Consider the following 18,541-nt stretch of genomic DNA (forward strand, 5'->3'; position numbering starts at 1 on the left):
AAGGGCTTGTTCTGGTCTGCGGCTTCGCCGCCCCCTTTCGCATCGCTAGGCCAGTCGCTTCGCTCCTTCTATATGGGCCTGTAGGTTAAAACCTACAGCCAAGCAACAGTTGGTATTGCTCCGCAATAATATATCTATGAGGGTTAAAACCCTCATCAATTTAACTTTTAGGGCCTCTAAAACCGCAAATTGGCCCTTTTATATAGCCAGTTAGGTTTCAGACATAGCTAGTTATGTTTTTTAGCTAGCCAGTTAGGTTTCAGACATAGCCAGTTATGTTTTTTAGCTAGTCAGTTAGGTCTCAGACATAGCTAGTTATATTTTTTAGCTAGTCAGTTAGGTCTCAGACATAGCTAGTTATGTTTTTTAGCTAGCCAGTTAGGTTCCAGACATAGCTGGTTATGTTTTTTAGCTAGTCAGTTATGTTCCAGACATAGTCAGTTATGTTTTTTACATAACTTTTGCCCTTTTTGATTTTGTTACGTTATTTTCGTTTTTAACAACTTCCTAACAATTGGGGCCAAAATCAGGGACTGTTGAGGGTTTTGTGTATTAGAATAAAATTTTGCTCTTTAGCTTGTTAGGATTTGGCCAATAGTCGCCTAGGGACAAGCCCCTAGGCTAACCAATGGAGTCAGCCCTAAAGGGCCTCAACTACTGATGTATAAGGCCTTGCTAAGTCATTTTAGCAGAGAAGTAGCTTATCCAAAGGCCCTCTTTAGAGGGCTGTCTAAAAAAGCTAGCCTAGGGGCTTGTCCCTAGGCAGCAAAAGGGGGAGCATAAAATTTTAAACAGTCTCGAGCAGACTCTCTTAGCCCTATTTAACTAGCCAAGCTATAAAAATCTACTACAAATCACTGCAGTGGGAACTAATACGCCAAGAGCAGCCTTCTAGCTCTCCGAACAGAATAAATTAACCCTCATTTATAGGCTGTAGAGCTTAAGTATTAGGGATGAGGAGGATAAGAAGCATTAGAATGACAAATGCTTGAGTAAGAGATTCAGCAAAGAATAAATAAACATGAAAAACGAAAAAGAACAGTTTACCCACTTTGTGTGGATGGGATATTATCATGAAGCATTAGCTCTGGCCAAAAACTGGAGTCTAGAAAAGATGATGATCGCCATAGTTGAGCATATGGAAGAAGATGAAATGAATAAATCAGATATAATCTACTATGGTTACTTTGTTCATTTGTTAATTTCTTGGCCTGTAGAGAAACATCTAGCGGTACATGAGGCCGTGAGTTACTTACTTTATGATGAGATGAATACGATTATTGAAGGGACTAAAATGATGGCCATTCATCATTTAAGAGAGGCTTTGGCCCTTGCGCCTGGCAAAGAAGAAAATAAATTGCGTTTAAAAAAACTCTTAGCTAATGTTACTTGAAATCCTAGAAGAGATACGGCTCAAAAAAATGCTTAAGCTTATTGAAGAAGGCCAATTTGCTGAGGTTTGGGCGACCTTAGATGAGCCCGAAGAATGGCAAGGTTGGGAAGTATGGGAAGAAGGAGAAGGAGCAAAACTAAGCAGCCGTATAGCTTATGCCTCTTTTTTTGACTTAAAACTGTTGGCTTATGGCTTTTATGCTTATTGTTTATGGAAACCAGAGCTGAAAGCTAAAGTATATCAGGCGCATGTTCTTTGTAGTTATTTGTTATTGGGAGGGTTGAGTCCTATTTCGGGTACGATAGATTTATGTGAATACCACTTAAAAGAGGCCTTGAAGCTAGATCCTGAGGATGAAGATGGTGACTTAAAAGATATGTTGAAGAGAGTAGAGGCTGATAAATATTAGCTTTTGCTGTAGGCTTCTTCTAGATGTAGCAATACATCCAAAAGTTATGGGCCGATGGTTAAAACCTTCGGCTCATTGTTTTTCTACGGTTTTGCAGGCGGCGAAGCCAGTTCATTTCATGAGGGTTTTAACCCTCATTCATAGATCATTGCGAAGCAATACCGCTCTTGCTGTAGGTTTCAACCTACAGTAAAAAGGAGCGAAGCGACGCGGCTGAGGGGCTGTAGCAGGGCCGCCGCAGGCGGCAGACCAAAGCGCTGAAAGCGCTGCAGGGCCGAGCGAACAGCGAGCTGCGAAATGGCCCGACCCGAGCGAAGCGAGTGGGCAGCCCCTAATCATCCAAGGCTTCTACTTCTTCATCTCGGAAGCTGGCGGGAATCTGCTGATGCTGCACAAAATTGCACCATTTACAGTCTTTTTTCTGGCAGCCCTCGGCAAATTCATGCCGCTTAATTTTGGCGTAGACCTCCTGCACCAATTCGCCCATATTGGCCAGATCCTCTGCATGGATGTCCATTTCTTTTTCGGGAAAATGCCCCGCTTCATTGGGACTGATATAGTCAATTTCGGCAGAAATGGCCCGCCCCTCGATCTGTCGAGAGCTCTCCAAAAGTAGGGCGTAAAAGACCAGCTGCCGGTAGTAATTGCCGCCCAAAGGGTTGCGTTTATGCGGCTTTCTGAAGCGCTTCTCTTCTAGCTTGCCCGTTTTGTAATCAACGATATGCCAAAGGCTGCTGCCCTTTTCTACCTGCACCAATTTATCGATGTTTCCAGTTAGGGGCACGCCCTTGTATTGGGTGCCATAAAAGGACTGCTCTAGTAAGATTTTTTTGTCCAACTCCTGCCCAAAACGCTCTTGTCGCTGCTCATAATAGCGCTTAAGATATTTGAGGCCCAAATCGAGGGCTTCCTCATAGGCTCTTTGGCTAAATAGCAAGCGTTTCATCTCCAAACGCTCTTCAAAAAGAGAGACAAAAGCGGGCAAAGAAGGCAGCCGCAACCGCGCATTGTTTTGCCCCTGCCGCAAAAGTTCTTCTAGGGCCTCATGCACCGCCTGCCCATAAAGCGCCTCTACGCTTTGGCTGCTCGGCAGGCGCAACACCCGCTGAAAATAAAAGCTCAAAGGGCAGTTGAGGTAGGCATTTAGGGCCGTTACACTCAAACGGAAGTCTTCTAGTTGGGCCGCAATTGTGGCCGGATCGACCAAAAGTTCTTGGGGTAAACGCTCGGGTAAATACTGCAAAAACTGATGTCGATATTGCTGAAGAGTAGAAGCGGGCAGCTGTACTTGCTGCTCTTCTAGCTCCGCATCAATCATCAAATCATCGACAAAAGAGAGGCGTTTACAAGATTTCCCTTGGCTGTCATTAGCATGGTAGGAGATCCGCAAATAGGCCCTAGAACGAGTCATGGCCACATAAAATAAGCGGCGGCTGGCCTCTTCTTGGTCCAAAACCGCATGGGCCTGCGATAAGTTATCGGGTAATTTGAACTTCTTGATGCTTCGGCGGCTATTGGGGCCCCAAGTTCCATCCAAACAATGCAGCATAAAGACATACTGAAACTCTAGGCCCTTAGAGGCGTGAGCGGTCAGTAATTGCACCCCATCTTCGGCATAGCGGCTATGCGTCATGGGCAAGCGCAGCTGATTGTCTTTCATGCGCTGGATCAGCTCCAAAAGGCCCCATAAATTAAGCTCCTCTTTTCGCTCTGACTCCCTGCGGACAAAGTCGAAAAAGGTATTGAGCAAACCCAAATACCAATCTTTTTCTGCGGCTTCACTGGCGTACTGCAATAGGCCCGATCGGTTAAATAAAAGCTCCATCAATCGACTGAGCGGCTCATTGACCGACCAATCTGTGGCCTCATCAAAAAACTCGACCAAAGCCCTGATTTTTTCGGGGGCAATGAGCCGCAGTTCTGTCAAATCAGGAGCCATCTGCAGCAGGTCCCGCCAAGCTAAGGGCTCTTTTTCCTTGGCCAAATAACGGCGGCGGTTTTCCCGCACCATATAGTTGACCAACTTGCGTCGGTCGCTGGCCAAAATGGGAATAAACTGAAAGTGCAAGAGCTCATAAAGGTATTCTTCTCCCGAATAAGGTTGCTCAAATTCTAAAGCCAAATACTCCAACAGCAGCAAGAAGTTCTTAATCAAACTCTCTTCTAAGATATTGATTTGCCGCTTGGTTTGATAGGGAATTTCAGCCTGCTCCAATAAACGGATCAGGTCCTGAGACTGCCGGTGACGAGCGTAGATAATGGCTACCTCCGCCAGGTTTTGCTTTTCGGCTTGTAGCTGCTTAATCTTTTCGACAATCGCAACTTCTTCCTCAAAAGCCGTGGGGTATTGTTGTAGTTCTAGCTCTATTTCTTCGCCCTGCTTAAAGGGGCGGCGCGCCCTGAGTTTTTTGTCCAGCTCCAAAGCCTCCAACAAAGAAATAATGCGCAATTCATTATGGTCGATCAGGGCTTTGGAGGCATCCAAAATCTCTTGACTCGAGCGGTAGTTATCTTGCAACATGACCAAGCTCAGGCCATTTTGATAGCGCTCAAAAAAGTCGATCAGGTTTTTTACCCGAGCTCCCTGAAACTCAAAAATAGATTGGTCGTCATCACCCACAATAAAGATATTGGGCTGCTCCCAAAAGCCAATGAGCTGCATCAAAATCTGGTTTTGCGCTCCATTGGTATCCTGAAATTCATCGACCAAGATATAGAGATATTGTTCTTGATAGCGCAACAGCAACTCCTCCTGTTCGGGGTCCAAAAAGGCCCGCAACACCCAAAGAATCATATCGGCATAGTCATAACAACTGGCCTCTTCCATCAAAAACTCATATTCCTCAAAGAGGGCCGCGGCAGACAATAGCCGTTGCATCCGCTCTTTTTCTTCCTGGTAGGCCTTGAGTTTGAGATCGCCCTTTTTATAGTTGCTACCATTTCGCTGATAGCGATACTTTTTATCCTCCTTGATATAATCGAGATAATCCTCAATTTTTTCTTGGACCAGCTCGAGGGTCCAGCCCTCTGTTTTCATCAACTGAAACAGCCGCAGCAATTGGCCCTCATAGCGATAAGGTTGGCGGCGAGAGCGACGCAAAGGATGATCGGGCTCCAAACCATCTAGCAATTGACGAGCAAAATCAATCTGCTCTAGTTCTGTGGCCAATTGCCAGTTTTTCTGCCCAAAGTTATCGGGATTTTCAAGGATGACCTTATTGCAAAAAGAATGAAAGGTATAAATATGAATGCGGTAGGCCTCTGGACCAATAAATTCCAATAATCGCTGACGCATGGCCTGCACGCCAGCATCCGTAAAGGTCAAACAAAGAATGTTGTAGGGTCGGCTATCGGTCTGCAAAAGGATTTGCCCAATCCGCGCCGCCAAAATATGCGTTTTGCCCGTCCCTGGCCCAGCAATCGTCATTACGGGCCCTTCAATCTGCTCCACGGCCGCCCGCTGCGAATCATTGAGCTGCTTCATAATTTTTTCAAAGCGACGATGATAAAGCGACTGCCGATAAGATAATTTGGGGGCCATAAGCAAGGTTAAAAGCGATCAAAAAACAGCTCTAAAGATAAGGCTTTTTAATCAGGCTGGGCCATCTGAAAGATAAATCTCTCTTTCTTATTATTTTTTTGGGGCTGCCCCGCCCTGCGGGCGGGTCGGGCTGTTTCAGGGCTCGCAGGTTTGCTCGGCCCTTCGCTTTTTTCGCTGCGCTCAAAAAGCTCGGTCTGGCCTTCGGCCACCCTTGTCCATCCCTCAGCCTGCGGCGGCTTCGCCGCCTGCAAAACCGTAGAAAAGAATATTTTCTTACTGTTCTGTTTTTAGCTGCTGCTCAAAGGCCCAAAAGCCATCATTCAATCCCAATAAACCCAAGCTTTCATTTTGATACAGGAGATTTTATATTCTTTGGTATCATGATAAATACAGCTTGTTTGCCAGGCTAAAGGCTGTTGCGGGGCTTTGGTTGTGTAGCTTTGAAAAGCGTAACTACTACAATAAGGAGACTTTAGCAGCTCTGTTCTAAGTCCTGTTCGATGCCGCCTGCTGTAAGAAATTACATGACCATTTTGGTCAGTACGAACTCGCCATCGCTCTAAGTCGGTAATTGTGGTGTCTTTGGCCGAATAAGAGGGAGCCTCTAGATGAGCAGAATCTTTAACGGCTTCTACAACTACCCAAAAGCCATCCTTAGGTACTTCTATTCGGTAATCTTGAAGGTCGCATTTTTGCCAAGCATTTTTTTGTTCGGGAATAAAGTCAATAGGAGGACTGATTGCTTGGCCTGGAACGCTATCTTGATGACTATAAATCCAAAGTCTAAAAGCATTTTCCCAACCTCTTTTATTGATTACATCAAAGGCAATTTCTGCTAGATAACCTGTCTTTTGCTCTCTATTTTCAAAATATCGGGCATTCCGCTGCCTAAGATAACGAGTGTTATCTGAGCTAAATTTATTAAAAAAGTAAGCTTTTATTTTTACCGTTTTTCCTTGAGGGCGGATGCGTTTCTTCTTTGCTTTTTTGGCCTTGACGGTAATCCCTTCTAATTGATGAGCTTGGGGGCTTAACCAAATGGTATCTGTATGCAGCTGAGCTAAGATAATGGCTGCATTGGGGTAGTTAAGGCTACGGACAAAAAGGCTATCTTGTTGAAATTCTGCTGCAATAGTTAGTTGGCCCAAACTATCTGTACTCCAATGCTGACTATGATCCTTTAAGCTAAGGCTAGTGTAGGGAATGGGGGTTTGGCTTTCCTCATCAAATAGAAAGTAGGAGCTAGTTTGGGCGTGAAGAGAAAAAGAGAACAGGAGGAAAAAAAGTAGTCTCATCTTTAGTGACAATTGTTTAGGTGTAAATAAAGGCAAAGCTAAAAGAATACTTTTTTTAGCCATAAAATTTTGGGGCCGAAGCAAAACGGCTAGCCTGAAAACCAAAGGATGAGCGGCCTAGCGATGCGGCGGGGTGGCCGTCAGGCCAGACCGAGTTTTTGAGCGCAGCGAAAAAACGAAGGGCCGAGCGAGCAGCGAGCCCCAAAGCGTAGCGCCGCAGCTTTGCTGCGGAGGCCCCAAAAAAAAGCCCCATTCTTGACGAGCAAGAACAGGGCAGTACAGCGGCTTATGAAAAATTAGATCGTTTCTTCGGGGCCATGGCCTTTGAAGACTACATAAAGGTAGCCTAGGGCCGGTAAGATAAAGAGTGAGCCGAGCATCAGGGCCCAACCGAGCACGGCCAAGGTGGCATCGGGGGCGCGGCTATCGTAGAGGTCTAGGCTGCCTCCATTGCTGAGCATAATGGCGTGCGGATAATGTACAAGCAACCAAGCGCCAAGAATGAGGACCGTTTGGGCGCCAGCCATTAGGCGAGCGAGGACCACCTTTCCTTGGCGGATCGTTTTAAACAGAAAGGGGAGGAGGATGCTGGCCAAAGCAACTGCAACAATACTGAGCGGGCTACTAATCAACTCATTAAAGAGAGGGAGACCATCGACATAGGCCGCAACAAAAACGACCACACCAATAGCTACAGAAGCCAACAGCCACTTCCAAGCCTTAGCAATAAAAAACTCCTTGACCTCGGGGTCTTCATTTTCGCCAATGAGGTAAACGGCGGCTAGAAAAGCGAAAAGCGCTGTAGCGAGAAAGCCCACACTGATCGAGAAGAAATTGAACCAAGGCGCAATATATCCGGTATAGAAATCGGTGGCATTGGGGTCAATTTTGCCTAGGCTCATTGCGCCAAAAGTAATGCCGATAAAGAGCGTAGACACCAGGCTTCCCCAGACAAACACCCGTTGATACATCAACTGGCTTTTTTCGTCCTTGATGGCATCATAATGTTTAAAGGCGTAGGCTGTTCCTCGGAAAATAATGCCCAGCAGCAGAATAAAAACGGGGATATGCAGGGCGGTAGAAACCACCTTAAAGATAGCGGGAAAGCCCATAAAGCTAATCACTACAGCAATCACCAGCCACATATGGTTGGCCTCCCAGATGGGGCCAATGGCCCGGCCGATTACTTTTTCGGCCTTGGGCGTAGTAGATAAAAGCTGAATCACGCCGGCGCCAAAATCGGCTCCGCCCAAGAGGGCATAGAGGAGCAAAGAAAGGAGCAGGAAGCTCAGCACGACAATATACATAAACATAAAATCGGTCTTTTGGAGGAGCTATAATTCTTCTATAACTTCTGTTTTGGTATTTGCTTTATTTTGGCTGAGGTCAATTTCCTCATCCATACTATCGTAGTTTTGGGCTAGCGTTTGGACCTGTCGTTTCATGAGCCAGCTCACCAAAACGGCCAAAAGCGTATAGACAACAACCACCGTATAGAAAGAATATTGAATCCCTGGCATAGGAGTAACGGCCTCTTTGGTCCGCATAATTCCGTTGATAATCCAGGGTTGGCGGCCCACCTCGGTGACGGTCCAGCCCGCTTCTACGGCCAACATTCCTAGGGGGGTGCTAAGCGCCACCAGCCAAAGGAAATTTTTGTGTCCCAGCCATCGGGGGCGGAACTTTTGGGCAAAAAAGTAGAGAAAAGCGACCATCATCAGGAAGGTCCCTGCGCCCACCATAATTTGGAAAGCGAAGTGAGTAACGGCCACAGGGGGGCGTTCATCCTCTGGAATTTGGTCAAGTCCCATCACCTCTTGCTTAAAGTCGCCATGGGCCAAAAAGCTCAATAGGCCGGGGATCTTGATGCCATAATGTACCTCGCCAGTTTCCTCATTAGGAATACCGCCAATCAATAGGCCGGCATATTCCTCGGTATGGAAGTGGGCCTCCATAGCGGCCAATTTGGCGGGTTGGCGGACGGCCACATCCTTGGCCGAAATATCCCCACTAATGGGTTGTAGAAAAGCGGCAATTCCACCTACCAGCAGTGCAATGCGCATGGCTTGTTGGTGAAAGCGGTTGGCGGGTTTACGGATCAGCAAAAAGGCGTGCACCCCTGCTACAGCAAAGCCCGTAGCCGTAAATGCGGCTAAAATCATGTGTAGGGCTTGGGTAAACCAGGCGGGATTAAACATAGCCGCAATGGGGTCAATGTTGCTATAGGTATTGGTTAAGGGATCATAATCGAAACCCGTGGGGCTATTCATCCAGGCATTGGCCGCAACGACCAAAATACCAGAAGCCACCCCAGAAATACCGACCACAAGGCCAGAGCTCCAGTGAATCCATTTGGGGATTTTTCCCCAACCATAAAGAAAAAGGCCAAGAGCAATCGCCTCAATAAAAAAGGCGGTTCCCTCTAAAGAAAAGGGCATTCCGAAGATAGGGCCGGCATGCTCCATAAATTCGGGCCAGAGTAGGCCCAACTCAAATGATAAAACGGTGCCCGAAACCGCACCGGTGGCAAAAAAGATCGCCACCCCTTTAGACCAAGCTTTACTGAGGTCCTTATACACAGCATCTCCAGTTTTAATATAACGCCAGTGCGCAATAGCCATCAGGAAAGGCATGGCCATACCCACACAGGCAAAGATGATATGAAACCCCAAAGAAAAAGCCATCTGTAAACGGGCTGCAAGTAGGTCTCCCATAATGATATATACTTTTAGTTGGTGTAATTATGAAGTAGTATTTTCTTGTCTCAAAAGAAGAGCTTTTAAGGCTGTTCCGTTGTGATAATCAACACAAAGGAGGGGCTTTGGCTCTTTAATAAATTGTAAAAAAGTTATACAAAAGAGGACTCCCATATTATTAAACCGCCTAATCATTAATAAAGCTGGTCCGCTAAAGCCTAGCTGGCCGTTATTTATTCTGTTTGCGATTTTTAGCCCTAAAAATATTCTGTTTGGGCTTTTCAATCCTAATTTTCTTCTGTAGGCCTACTATTGTATAGAAAAACAAGCAGTTAGAGCAGGCGAATAGGGGCTTTATTTTTTTGTTTTTATGATAAAGGCCTATCTTTGCGCTGATTTTAGAGTTTTACTTATACCATTTCATTATTGTCCAAGAATAAAATTATGGCACAAAATACTGGATACATCAAGCAGATCATTGGACCTGTAGTCGATGTAAGCTTTTCAGCCAAAGAGGCTAAACTTCCCGAAATTCTTAGCGCCCTTGAGGTGACTCGCCCCAATGGAGATAAAATTGTTCTCGAATGTCAAAAGCACCTTGGTCAAGAGAGTGTCCGTACGATTGCTATGGACAGTACGGAGGGCCTTACTCGTGGCATGCCTGTCGTTGATACTGGCAGTATGATCACGATGCCTGTTGGTGACGAAATTAAAGGTCGTTTGTTTAATGTAGTAGGGGAGCCTATCGATGGTTTGGGTGAATTGCCCAATGCCGAGCGTCGCCCTATCCACAATAAGCCTCCTCGTTATGAGGACTTGAGTACTTCTCAAGAGATCCTTTACACAGGTATCAAAGTTATCGACTTGATCGCACCTTACCTCAAAGGGGGTAAAATTGGTCTTTTTGGTGGTGCTGGTGTAGGTAAAACCGTACTGATTCAGGAGCTGATTAACAACATCGCCAAGAAGCATAAAGGACTCTCCGTTTTTGCTGGTGTTGGTGAGCGTACTCGTGAAGGAAATGACCTTATGCGCGAGATGATCGAAGCCAATATCGTTCGCTATGGCGAAAAGTTTGAGCATTCTATGGAAGAAGGCGGTTGGGACCTCAGCGCAGTGAAGCATGACGAGCTCATCGAGTCTCAAGCTACCTTTATCTTCGGTCAGATGAACGAACCTCCCGGTGCCCGTGCCCGTGTAGCTCTTTCTGGTCTTACCGTTGCCGAGTACTTCCGCGATGGTGATCCCAATGAAGCTAAAGGTCGTGATATCCTCTTCTTTATCGATAACATTTTCCGCTTTACGCAAGCCGGTGCCGAGGTATCAGCCCTTTTGGGACGTATGCCTTCAGCGGTAGGTTATCAGCCTACTCTTGCTACCGAGATGGGTTTGATGCAAGAGCGTATTACTTCAACTAAACGTGGTTCAATTACTTCTGTACAGGCCGTTTACGTACCTGCGGATGACTTGACTGACCCCGCTCCCGCAACTACTTTTGCTCACTTGGATGCCACCACGGTACTTAGCCGTAAATTGGCCTCTTTGGGTATCTATCCCGCGGTAGATCCTTTGGATTCAACCTCTAAGATTTTGTCTCCCGATATCGTAGGCGATGAGCACTACACTTGCGCCCAACGGGTAATCAACATTCTTCAGCGCTACAAAGAATTGCAAGATATCATTGCAATCTTGGGTATGGAAGAATTGTCTGAAGAAGATAAATTGGTCGTACACCGCGCCCGCCGTGTACAACGCTTCTTGTCTCAGCCTTTCCACGTAGCCGAGCAGTTTACAGGCCTCAAAGGGGTACTTGTAGACATCAAGGATACCATCAAAGGATTCAATATGATCATTGATGGAGAAGTAGACAAATATCCCGAAGCTGCCTTTAACCTTGTAGGTAGCATCGAGCAAGCTATGGAGAAAGGTGAAAAACTCCTCAGCGAAGCTTAATCTAATAGATAAATAGATCTTAGCCGTGGCTATTCCGGCCGCGGCTAATTTTTTTAGGCCATCATACAAGATATTATTATGGAACTCATTGTATTGACGCCAGATAAGAAAGTTTTTGAAGGCAAAATCAGCAGCATTACGGTGCCTGGTGTAGATGGAGAATTTGAGGTGCTAGAAAATCACGCCGCTATTGTGGCCTCTTTGCAGGCTGGCGATGTGAGCTTTTTGGCCCAAGAAGGTGGTAAGCAAGAACTCGCTATCCAAAGCGGATTTATCGAGGTGCTCGATAATAAGGTTTCTCTGCTCGTTCAAGAGTAGACCGCCTTTCCACGCTCCCATAAGAGACGCTTCTTTTTGATAAGGAGCGTCTCTTTTTTTTGGGGCTGCCCCGCCCTGCGGGCGGGTCGGGCTGTGTCGCAGCTCGCAGGTCTGCTCGGCCCTGCGCCGCCAAAGGCGGCTGGGTCTGGCGCTTCGCGCCACTGCTGTCCATCCCTCAGCCTGCGGCGGCTTCGCCGCCTGCTAGCTGTGGCTGCTGGTTTCAACCTGCAGCCAATTTAGGAACAGCAGAGCGAGCTCTTAACCAACCCATTGGCCTGCAGCTTAAAAGCCGCAGGACCTGAAAACCTAATACCTCCTTTCCATAAATAAAGCAGGGGCTTTTAAGCCGCTGCGGCAAGAAAGACCAAGGCCCAACAAAAATGGCTGCGGCCTTTAGGCTGCAGATAGCGGCGAAGCCGCCATGGCCGAAGGTTGAAGCCATCGGCCCATATCATTTATAGCAAACAAGGGCTTTAGCCCGCCAGTTTGCTCAGTCTACAACCATGGGCTTCAGCCCATGGCCCAAAACGACCCAACCACCGAAGAATAAAGCCAAAAGAAAAAAGACAGTTGAGCGGCCTAGCGATGCGGCGGGGTGGCCGTCAGGCCAGACCGAGTTTTTGAGCGCAGCGAAAAAACGAAGGGCCGAGCAGACCTGCGAGCCCTGAAGCGTAGCGCCGCAGCTTTGCTGCGGAGGCCCCAAAAAAACAGTTTAGTCAGCAAAATAAAAAGCCGTATTTTAGGGCAACCCTTTTTCCAGCCCCCATACCGCAAAATATCAATCACTTATATGCCCTTAGTTCGTTTTCTACTACTATTAGGCTGTTTGGGCTGTTTGCTGCCTTTTGGGCAGGCCCAAAATACAGGCTCCAAAGCAAGAGCCCTTGAATATGTTGAAAAAGCCAAAAGCCTTTATGCCGAAGCCCAATATGAGGCCTCGGTACAAGAGTTTCAGTTTGCCGCCGCTATTTATCGCCGCCTCAAAGATGTGGAGGGCTATGGCCGTTGCTACAATGGGGTGGGCAATAATTATATAGAATTGACCCGCTACCAAGAGGCCGACAATGAGTTTAAGCGGGCTTTGGCCCTCTTTGATGATTTTGGTCGATCGGATAGTAGTTTGCAGGTGGATAGCCTCATCATTGCCGATGGTTATGAGGGCCTGGGCCGCTACCGCATGAATGCTGAAGTAGACTTTTGGAAGGCCCTAGCTTGGCAGCAAAAAGCCTTAGCCCTTCGATTGAAATGGAATGCGCCCAGAGAAGAACTGGCCAAAAGCTACTACTTTATTGGTCGCTGTTATGGCCAACTAAATAAGCAGGCGCAGGACAGCAGCAGCTTGCTCGACCCCCTGAGCATGGAGGCCGATTATCTGGACCAAGCGCTCAATTCTCTGGCCAAAGAGACCTATCTGACCGCAGATATTTATGAGGCCCTAGGCGAACATTATTATTATCGCAAACAAGATTATCCCAAAGGCTTTGATTACCACCAAAAGGCCTTGGCCGTTCGGCAAAAGCTGTTTGGCGAAAAACACCCCAAAATTGCCTCCTCCTATTTGCAGTTGGCGGTCTATTATCGGTTGACCAACCGCTTTGAGGAAGAAGAAGCAGCCCTAGAAAAAGCCCTGAAGATTCAGCTCCAAACCCTGAATAAGGTCCATAAAGATATTGGCCGCAGCTATTACCTCTTGGGGCAGCGCAATTTTTATAGTGGCGACTATGATCAGGCGCTCAACTATTATGAGCGCAGTTTGCGCATTTATTTAGAATTATTGGGTAAGAAATCCGTAGAAGTGGCCCAGCTCTACAAAGCCATTGCCAAGGCCCAAAGAGGTTTGGGCAATAGTCGAGAGGAATATATCCATCTGAAAAAATCATTGGGCTTAGAACGGCAAATTTATGGTCCAGAACACCCCAATTTAGGCCATATTTATATAGAACTAGGGGAGTACTTTAAGGCCAAATCTAAACCCGATTCCCTGCTCTTTTATTACCAAAAAGCAGCTAAGCTTTGGGAGCAACAGCTTAATGAAAATGACTATCGTCTGGCCCAAGCCTATGACCGCCTAGCCGAAGCCTACCGCTTTATTCGAGATGCCAAACAAGAGTATTACTACCTCAATGAGGCCCTAAAAAAGAAGATTAGCATCCGTGATGGAGGGGCCGCTAATTATGCCAAAAGCGGCTTTGGCCAAGAGCAAGAGGTGGCCCTACTCTTTGATGCCTCCGAGGAGAAAGGAGATGATGAGGTCATTGGGGCAAGCCTCTTTGATAGTTACCTCAATTTGGCCTCTTTCTATGAGCGCAAAAGAGATTATAAACTGGCCCTGATTTATGTGCAAAATGCCCTGACGGCCGTCTGTAAAGAGCTGCCAGAAGATAAGGTAGATATTTATCAGAATCCCGATTTAGGCTGCCTGATGCACAATATCGACTGGCTGCCCGCCCTGGCCCAAAAAGGCCATCTGCTGCTAGAATTGCATCGGGCCAATAAGGCCCCAAAAGAGATTCAAGCCGCCGAATCTACCTATGCCCTGGCCCTGAACCTGGTGGATAGCCTCCGCATCAATTTCTCTTCCGATGGCTCTAAACAACAACTGACCAAACGCTCGATTTCGGTCTATGAAGGCGCTATTGAGGTGGCCCATCTGCGCTATCAAGAAAGCAAAAACCCTAGCTACCTCTATCAGGCTTTCGAGATTATGGAACGCAGCAAAAGCTTTGTTCTTTTGCAAGCCCTGCAAGGGGTGGCCGCCCGCTCTTTTAGCGATTTGCCCGCCGAACTACTGACCCAAGAAGAAAGCCTGAGAAGAAAACTCGCCTATTATTCGGATTATCGACACCGAAATATGAGCCGAGCCGAGGAGTTTGATGAGGCTTACTTCCAAAGCCGAAAATCCTACGATTCTTTGGTCCAATATATTGAGCAGAATTACCCTAAGTATTATCAACTCAAATATGAGAGCCCAACGGTGAGTTTGCCCGAATTGCAAAAAGAGATTCTTGGGGCCAAAGATCTCCTTTTAGAGTATTTTATTGGCGATCGCTATCTCTATGTTTTCAAAATTACGAAGGACTTCCCCAGCTTTTATCAATTGCCACTGCCTCAGGATTTTGACCAAAATCTCCAAGATCTTCGCCATGCCCTAACCGATTACCAAATGATTGGGAAGGACCACAAAAAGGCTTATGAAAATTATGTGCTCTCGGCTCATGCTTTCTATAAAAGCTATGTGATGCCTTTTATTCAAGGGAGTAGCGAGCAATTGGATCGACTTATTGTGATTCCCGATGGGGCGCTTAGCTATATTCCCTTTGAGGTTTTGCTCGAAGAGCCCGCCAATTTGAATAAGGTGGACTATAAGAGTTTGGCTTACCTCATCCGCCGCTATCAATTGAATTATTCTTATTCGGCCAGCCTGCTGGTTCAAAATATCCAAGCCAAACGCCTAGAAAATAATCGCAAATGCCTCGGCTTCGCTCCGGCTTACCCCCTAGGCGATCCCCTGATTGGGGAACATACAGAATTGCCCTGGGCCGAGGAAGAACTCAAGGCGATTCAGTCTTATTTTAGTGGCAAGTACTTTATGAAACAAGAGGCCGATAAGGAAAATTTTTATGAGCAGGCTTCTAATTATGGCCTGATCCATTTGGCCATGCATGGGGTGGTCGATATTCGCCACCCGCATAAATCGCTCTTGCTTTTTGCTCGAGATTCTGGAGAAGTAGACAATTTAGATGCTGGCCGCCTGTATGCTTATGAGATTCACAACCTAGACCTCAAAGCGGATTTGGTGGTGCTTTCGGCCTGCGAAACGGGCTTTGGCAAGGTGGTCCGCGGCGAGGGGGTGCTCAGTCTGGCCCGTGCCTTTATGTATGCGGGCGTGCCCTCGGTGGTGACCACTCTCTGGAAGGTGAACGATTATACGAGCGCCGCCCTGATGGCCCGCTTTTATGAAAATTTGGCCAATGGAATGAGCAAACCCGCCGCCCTGCAAAAGGCTAAATTGGACTATCTCAATCAGTCCGATCACATTTCTGGACACCCCGCTTTTTGGGGCTCTTTTATCAGCATTGGCAATCCCGCTCCCCTAGATTACGGTTGGTCCTGGTCCAGCATTCTGTTGCTCCTCCTCGGCCTGAGCCTGGCCCTTGGCGCTACGGGATTCCTCCTCTATCGCCGCCAGCAAAAAAAGCCCATCGCTTGGCTCTCTAGCCTGCTTGGGCGCTGGCAAAAAAGGCGCAGCTAAGCAACAAAATCTAAGACCTCTTCCCGCTTTGGAGGAGGTTTTTTTATTTCTGAGGATGCTGTTTTGGGGCTGCCCACTCGCTTCGCTCGGGTCGGGCCATTTCGCAGCTCGCTGTTCGCTCGGCCCTGCAGGCTTTTTCGCTTCGCTACAAAAGCCTTTGGTCTGCCGCCTGCGGCGGCCCTGCTACAGCCCCTCAGCCTGCGGGCCTTCGGCCCTTTTTACTGTAGGTTGAAACCTACAGCAAGAGTGGTATTGCTTCGCAATGATTGATGAATGAGGGTTGAAACCCTCATGAACTGAACTAGCTTGGCGCCTGCAAAACAGTAGAAGAAGAAATCCTTAGTCTAAAAGACTAAGGGCCCCCAACTATCTACTTTTCTAGGAAAAGAGAGATAAAAACCTATGATTTTTTCTTGTCCATCCATCGCCTTTTCCATTAAAAAGTGAAGACTATAGCCTACTTCCCCCAAGGCATAGGTTGGATGCTGCTTAAAATAGGATAAGTAGTACTGGTTTAAATTAGGTTTAGGTAGTCCAGCAGGAAGAGAGGAGGAGCGCTCAAAAGCGGGGCCTAGTTCGCTTCTTGTTGCTTGTCCAAAATTTAGGTAGTAAAGAAAAAAAGCATTGATATCCAAGCTAGATACATCCTCTTGTAAAAAGCAACGGTTGAGCTGACGGATAAGAGGGAGACTGCTATAATCATAAAATAATTGTTGTTCTTCATCCTGAAGACTTAAGGACCGATAACAAAAATAGCCATTAGACAATGTTTCTCGCTGCAGAGGAGCACTAAGCTCATTTTTCCATTTATCAGGCTGTTCATAATAATGAAGAGCAAAAACATTATAAGGTAATAGGAGGTAGTCTGCCTCCTGCCCAACAACTAGCAAGTAGATATTAAGTGGATTAGCATCTCCCGTACCTATATTAACCGCATAAGTCTGGAGTGGATAAAAGGCTATGGAATCAAAGACTCTGCTTGTATTCAGTGGAAATAAGCTATCGCTAAAATGGGCCTCAATAATAGCTGCTGAAGACGTTTGACCAAGATGAAAGTCCTTCAGATAATCTTGATTCGAGGGCAGCCCAATATTAAATTGATCTATTAACTCAACTGAATGAGTAGGAGGAGCTTGACAGCCTAAAAGAAGAGTGATTAAGAGTAGGGGGGTAAAGCTGTTAATTCCCAATGGTTTGGCTGTTTTTTATCTCTTTGATATCTTTGTATATAAATTCCTTTAATGTTCCATCTGTTTGATATGACTCGTCATTCATGTCAAATAAAATCATTTTTTCATCAAATTCATCTTCAGAATAATGGCATTGCCCGTGAAGTATTTGAAGTAATTCTCGCATATAAATATCATAGGTCCAATTTTTAGCAGTACTTCTATTTGAACCAGGCTGCATAATGGTTTCAGGGATATGTCCTGGAGTGGCCCTAGAAACAGTTTGGCCTGCATTGCCTTGGTTGCCTGGATGGAAACGAAATTTGGGATGCCCACTCTCGTGTTCTATAATGTAAGCCAAAGCTTCATGAGCATAGTTGAAGCCAGCTCTGTCACGAAAAAAACCTACTTTATTAAAGTCTATAACGGCTTCAAAATCTTCAGTTGCAGCAAGTCCAACTTCTCGACCAGTCCAGTCGGAAAAATCATTCCAACCTGCACTTTCCATTCCTGCTTGCATATACTCGGATGATCCATACCAATTTCCTGTGTAAGGGTCTTCATCAGGTGATAAATACATCATCATCATAAAACTATCATTAGTCGTATATTCAGGCCTGCTAATAAACTCTTCTTTAGTCATTATTTCCTCTGTAATAACGTACTCTGCCTTCAAGTTGACATTCATCTCTTTATAATGTTGATTAACTAAATCCATCGTTTTATCTAAAAAGGAAATGAATGCAGGGTCTTTCCACTCGTATCTTGTCCGTGTAGCATTTTTTATAACAACATTTAATATTATAGTTCCCCCATTACCTATATCATCAACCTTTGGAAGAATTTTTTGCTGTATTAAATGTCGTTCTAATGAGGCTTCTAAAGGTTTATCTTCTTTCCATGAAAAAGAGATTGGCGCATTGCTTAATCCCAAAGAGGTATTATTAACTCCATCACTATAAAACTCCCAAATGCCATTTCCTTGACTACTAAGTTTTATAGGTGGAAAATAATCCAAGCCAGGAATGCCAAAAAGTGCATTACGTGCAGAAGCAAGTATATGTACAGGACCATTGCTTCCTATCTCTAATTCATCTAAAAATGCTTTGTCAAAAGAAAGCCCATCAAGCTGAGGGGTGAATTTATAACTGTTAGATAGTTGTTGTCCTTTATCTAGTATTAAGTCGCTTTCAAAAATAGTTGCACCTAATATATTATACTGATTAGGGCTGTCTGTCTGTCTGTCTGTCTGTCTGTGGTCTTGCATGGACATTTAGTTATCGCTTAAAGAATAGCCAAATATAAAAATAGATAATTTAAATTTTAGCACTAAAACACTTATTTAGTTTTTTTTGGGGCTAATGTTTAGCCATAAGAGGGCATTGTGTAGATTGAAGCGCCTAGACCTCTCACCCTATTGGGCCGAAGCAAAACGGCTAGCCTGAAAACCAAAGGATGAGCGGCCTAGCGATGTGGAGGGGTGGCCGAAGGCCAGACCAAGGCGGCGCAGCCGCC

At 46.0% G+C, this 18,541-nt stretch carries 11 protein-coding genes; 5 read left to right on the forward strand and 6 right to left on the reverse strand.

The features are described 5' to 3' along the window. The first annotated feature begins 1,114 nt into the window (after positions 1–1,114). Positions 1,115–1,393: a hypothetical protein gene (locus SAPGRDRAFT_RS08795; protein ID WP_253271296.1), complete on the forward strand. Its 279-nt coding sequence runs from the start codon at positions 1,115–1,117 to the stop codon at positions 1,391–1,393. Further along, complete coding sequence (locus tag SAPGRDRAFT_RS08800; protein WP_002658794.1) at positions 1,383–1,802, forward strand: hypothetical protein; 420 nt, start codon at positions 1,383–1,385, stop codon at positions 1,800–1,802. Before SAPGRDRAFT_RS08795 ends, SAPGRDRAFT_RS08800 begins: the two co-directional genes overlap by 11 nt. Positions 1,803–2,133: 331 nt before the next feature. Here SAPGRDRAFT_RS08800 and SAPGRDRAFT_RS08805 read toward each other — a convergent pair whose 3' ends face one another. The 4 genes from SAPGRDRAFT_RS08805 to SAPGRDRAFT_RS08830 all read right to left on the reverse strand — a co-directional run bounded on the left by SAPGRDRAFT_RS08805 (position 2,134) and on the right by SAPGRDRAFT_RS08830 (position 9,352). Next, complete coding sequence (locus SAPGRDRAFT_RS08805; RefSeq protein WP_002658796.1) at positions 2,134–5,343, reverse strand: ATP-dependent helicase; 3,210 nt, start codon at positions 5,341–5,343, stop codon at positions 2,134–2,136. Between the two features lie 320 nt (positions 5,344–5,663). After that, entirely contained in the window at positions 5,664–6,638 is a 975-nt protein-coding gene (locus SAPGRDRAFT_RS08815) for a hypothetical protein (protein WP_002658800.1), read from the reverse strand. A 296-nt stretch (positions 6,639–6,934) separates the two neighbouring features. Then, complete coding sequence (locus SAPGRDRAFT_RS08825) at positions 6,935–7,951, reverse strand: cytochrome d ubiquinol oxidase subunit II (protein WP_002658804.1); 1,017 nt, start codon at positions 7,949–7,951, stop codon at positions 6,935–6,937. Positions 7,952–7,972: 21 nt separating this feature from the next. After that, complete coding sequence (locus tag SAPGRDRAFT_RS08830) at positions 7,973–9,352, reverse strand: cytochrome ubiquinol oxidase subunit I (protein WP_002658806.1); 1,380 nt, start codon at positions 9,350–9,352, stop codon at positions 7,973–7,975. Between the two features lie 426 nt (positions 9,353–9,778). Here SAPGRDRAFT_RS08830 and atpD point away from each other — a divergent pair, with 426 nt between their 5' ends. From atpD to SAPGRDRAFT_RS08855, 3 genes are all read left to right on the forward strand, one after another. Then, on the forward strand, positions 9,779–11,287 hold the full coding sequence (atpD, locus tag SAPGRDRAFT_RS08835) for a F0F1 ATP synthase subunit beta (RefSeq protein ID WP_002658808.1): 1,509 nt from the start codon (positions 9,779–9,781) through the stop codon (positions 11,285–11,287). Positions 11,288–11,365: 78 nt separating this feature from the next. After that, on the forward strand, positions 11,366–11,605 hold the full coding sequence (atpC, locus tag SAPGRDRAFT_RS08840; protein WP_002658810.1) for an ATP synthase F1 subunit epsilon: 240 nt from the start codon (positions 11,366–11,368) through the stop codon (positions 11,603–11,605). A gap of 790 nt (positions 11,606–12,395) precedes the next feature. Then, complete coding sequence (locus SAPGRDRAFT_RS08855; RefSeq protein WP_002658811.1) at positions 12,396–15,857, forward strand: CHAT domain-containing protein; 3,462 nt, start codon at positions 12,396–12,398, stop codon at positions 15,855–15,857. A gap of 344 nt (positions 15,858–16,201) precedes the next feature. Here the strand turns inward: SAPGRDRAFT_RS08855 and SAPGRDRAFT_RS08860 are convergent, their stop codons facing one another. Further along, positions 16,202–17,047, reverse strand: coding sequence for a hypothetical protein (locus SAPGRDRAFT_RS08860; RefSeq protein ID WP_002658813.1), 846 nt, complete (start codon positions 17,045–17,047; stop codon positions 16,202–16,204). Further along, the gene (locus SAPGRDRAFT_RS08865) at positions 17,037–18,293 is read right to left on the reverse strand and encodes a hypothetical protein (RefSeq protein WP_002658815.1); all 1,257 of its coding nucleotides are present in this window, start codon (positions 18,291–18,293) and stop codon (positions 17,037–17,039) included. The genes SAPGRDRAFT_RS08860 and SAPGRDRAFT_RS08865 overlap by 11 nt, the downstream gene beginning before the upstream one ends. Positions 18,294–18,541: the final 248 nt, after the last annotated feature.

This window comes from Saprospira grandis DSM 2844 (genome assembly GCF_000275825.1).
Classification (GTDB): Bacteria; Bacteroidota; Bacteroidia; order Chitinophagales; family Saprospiraceae; genus Saprospira; species Saprospira grandis_A.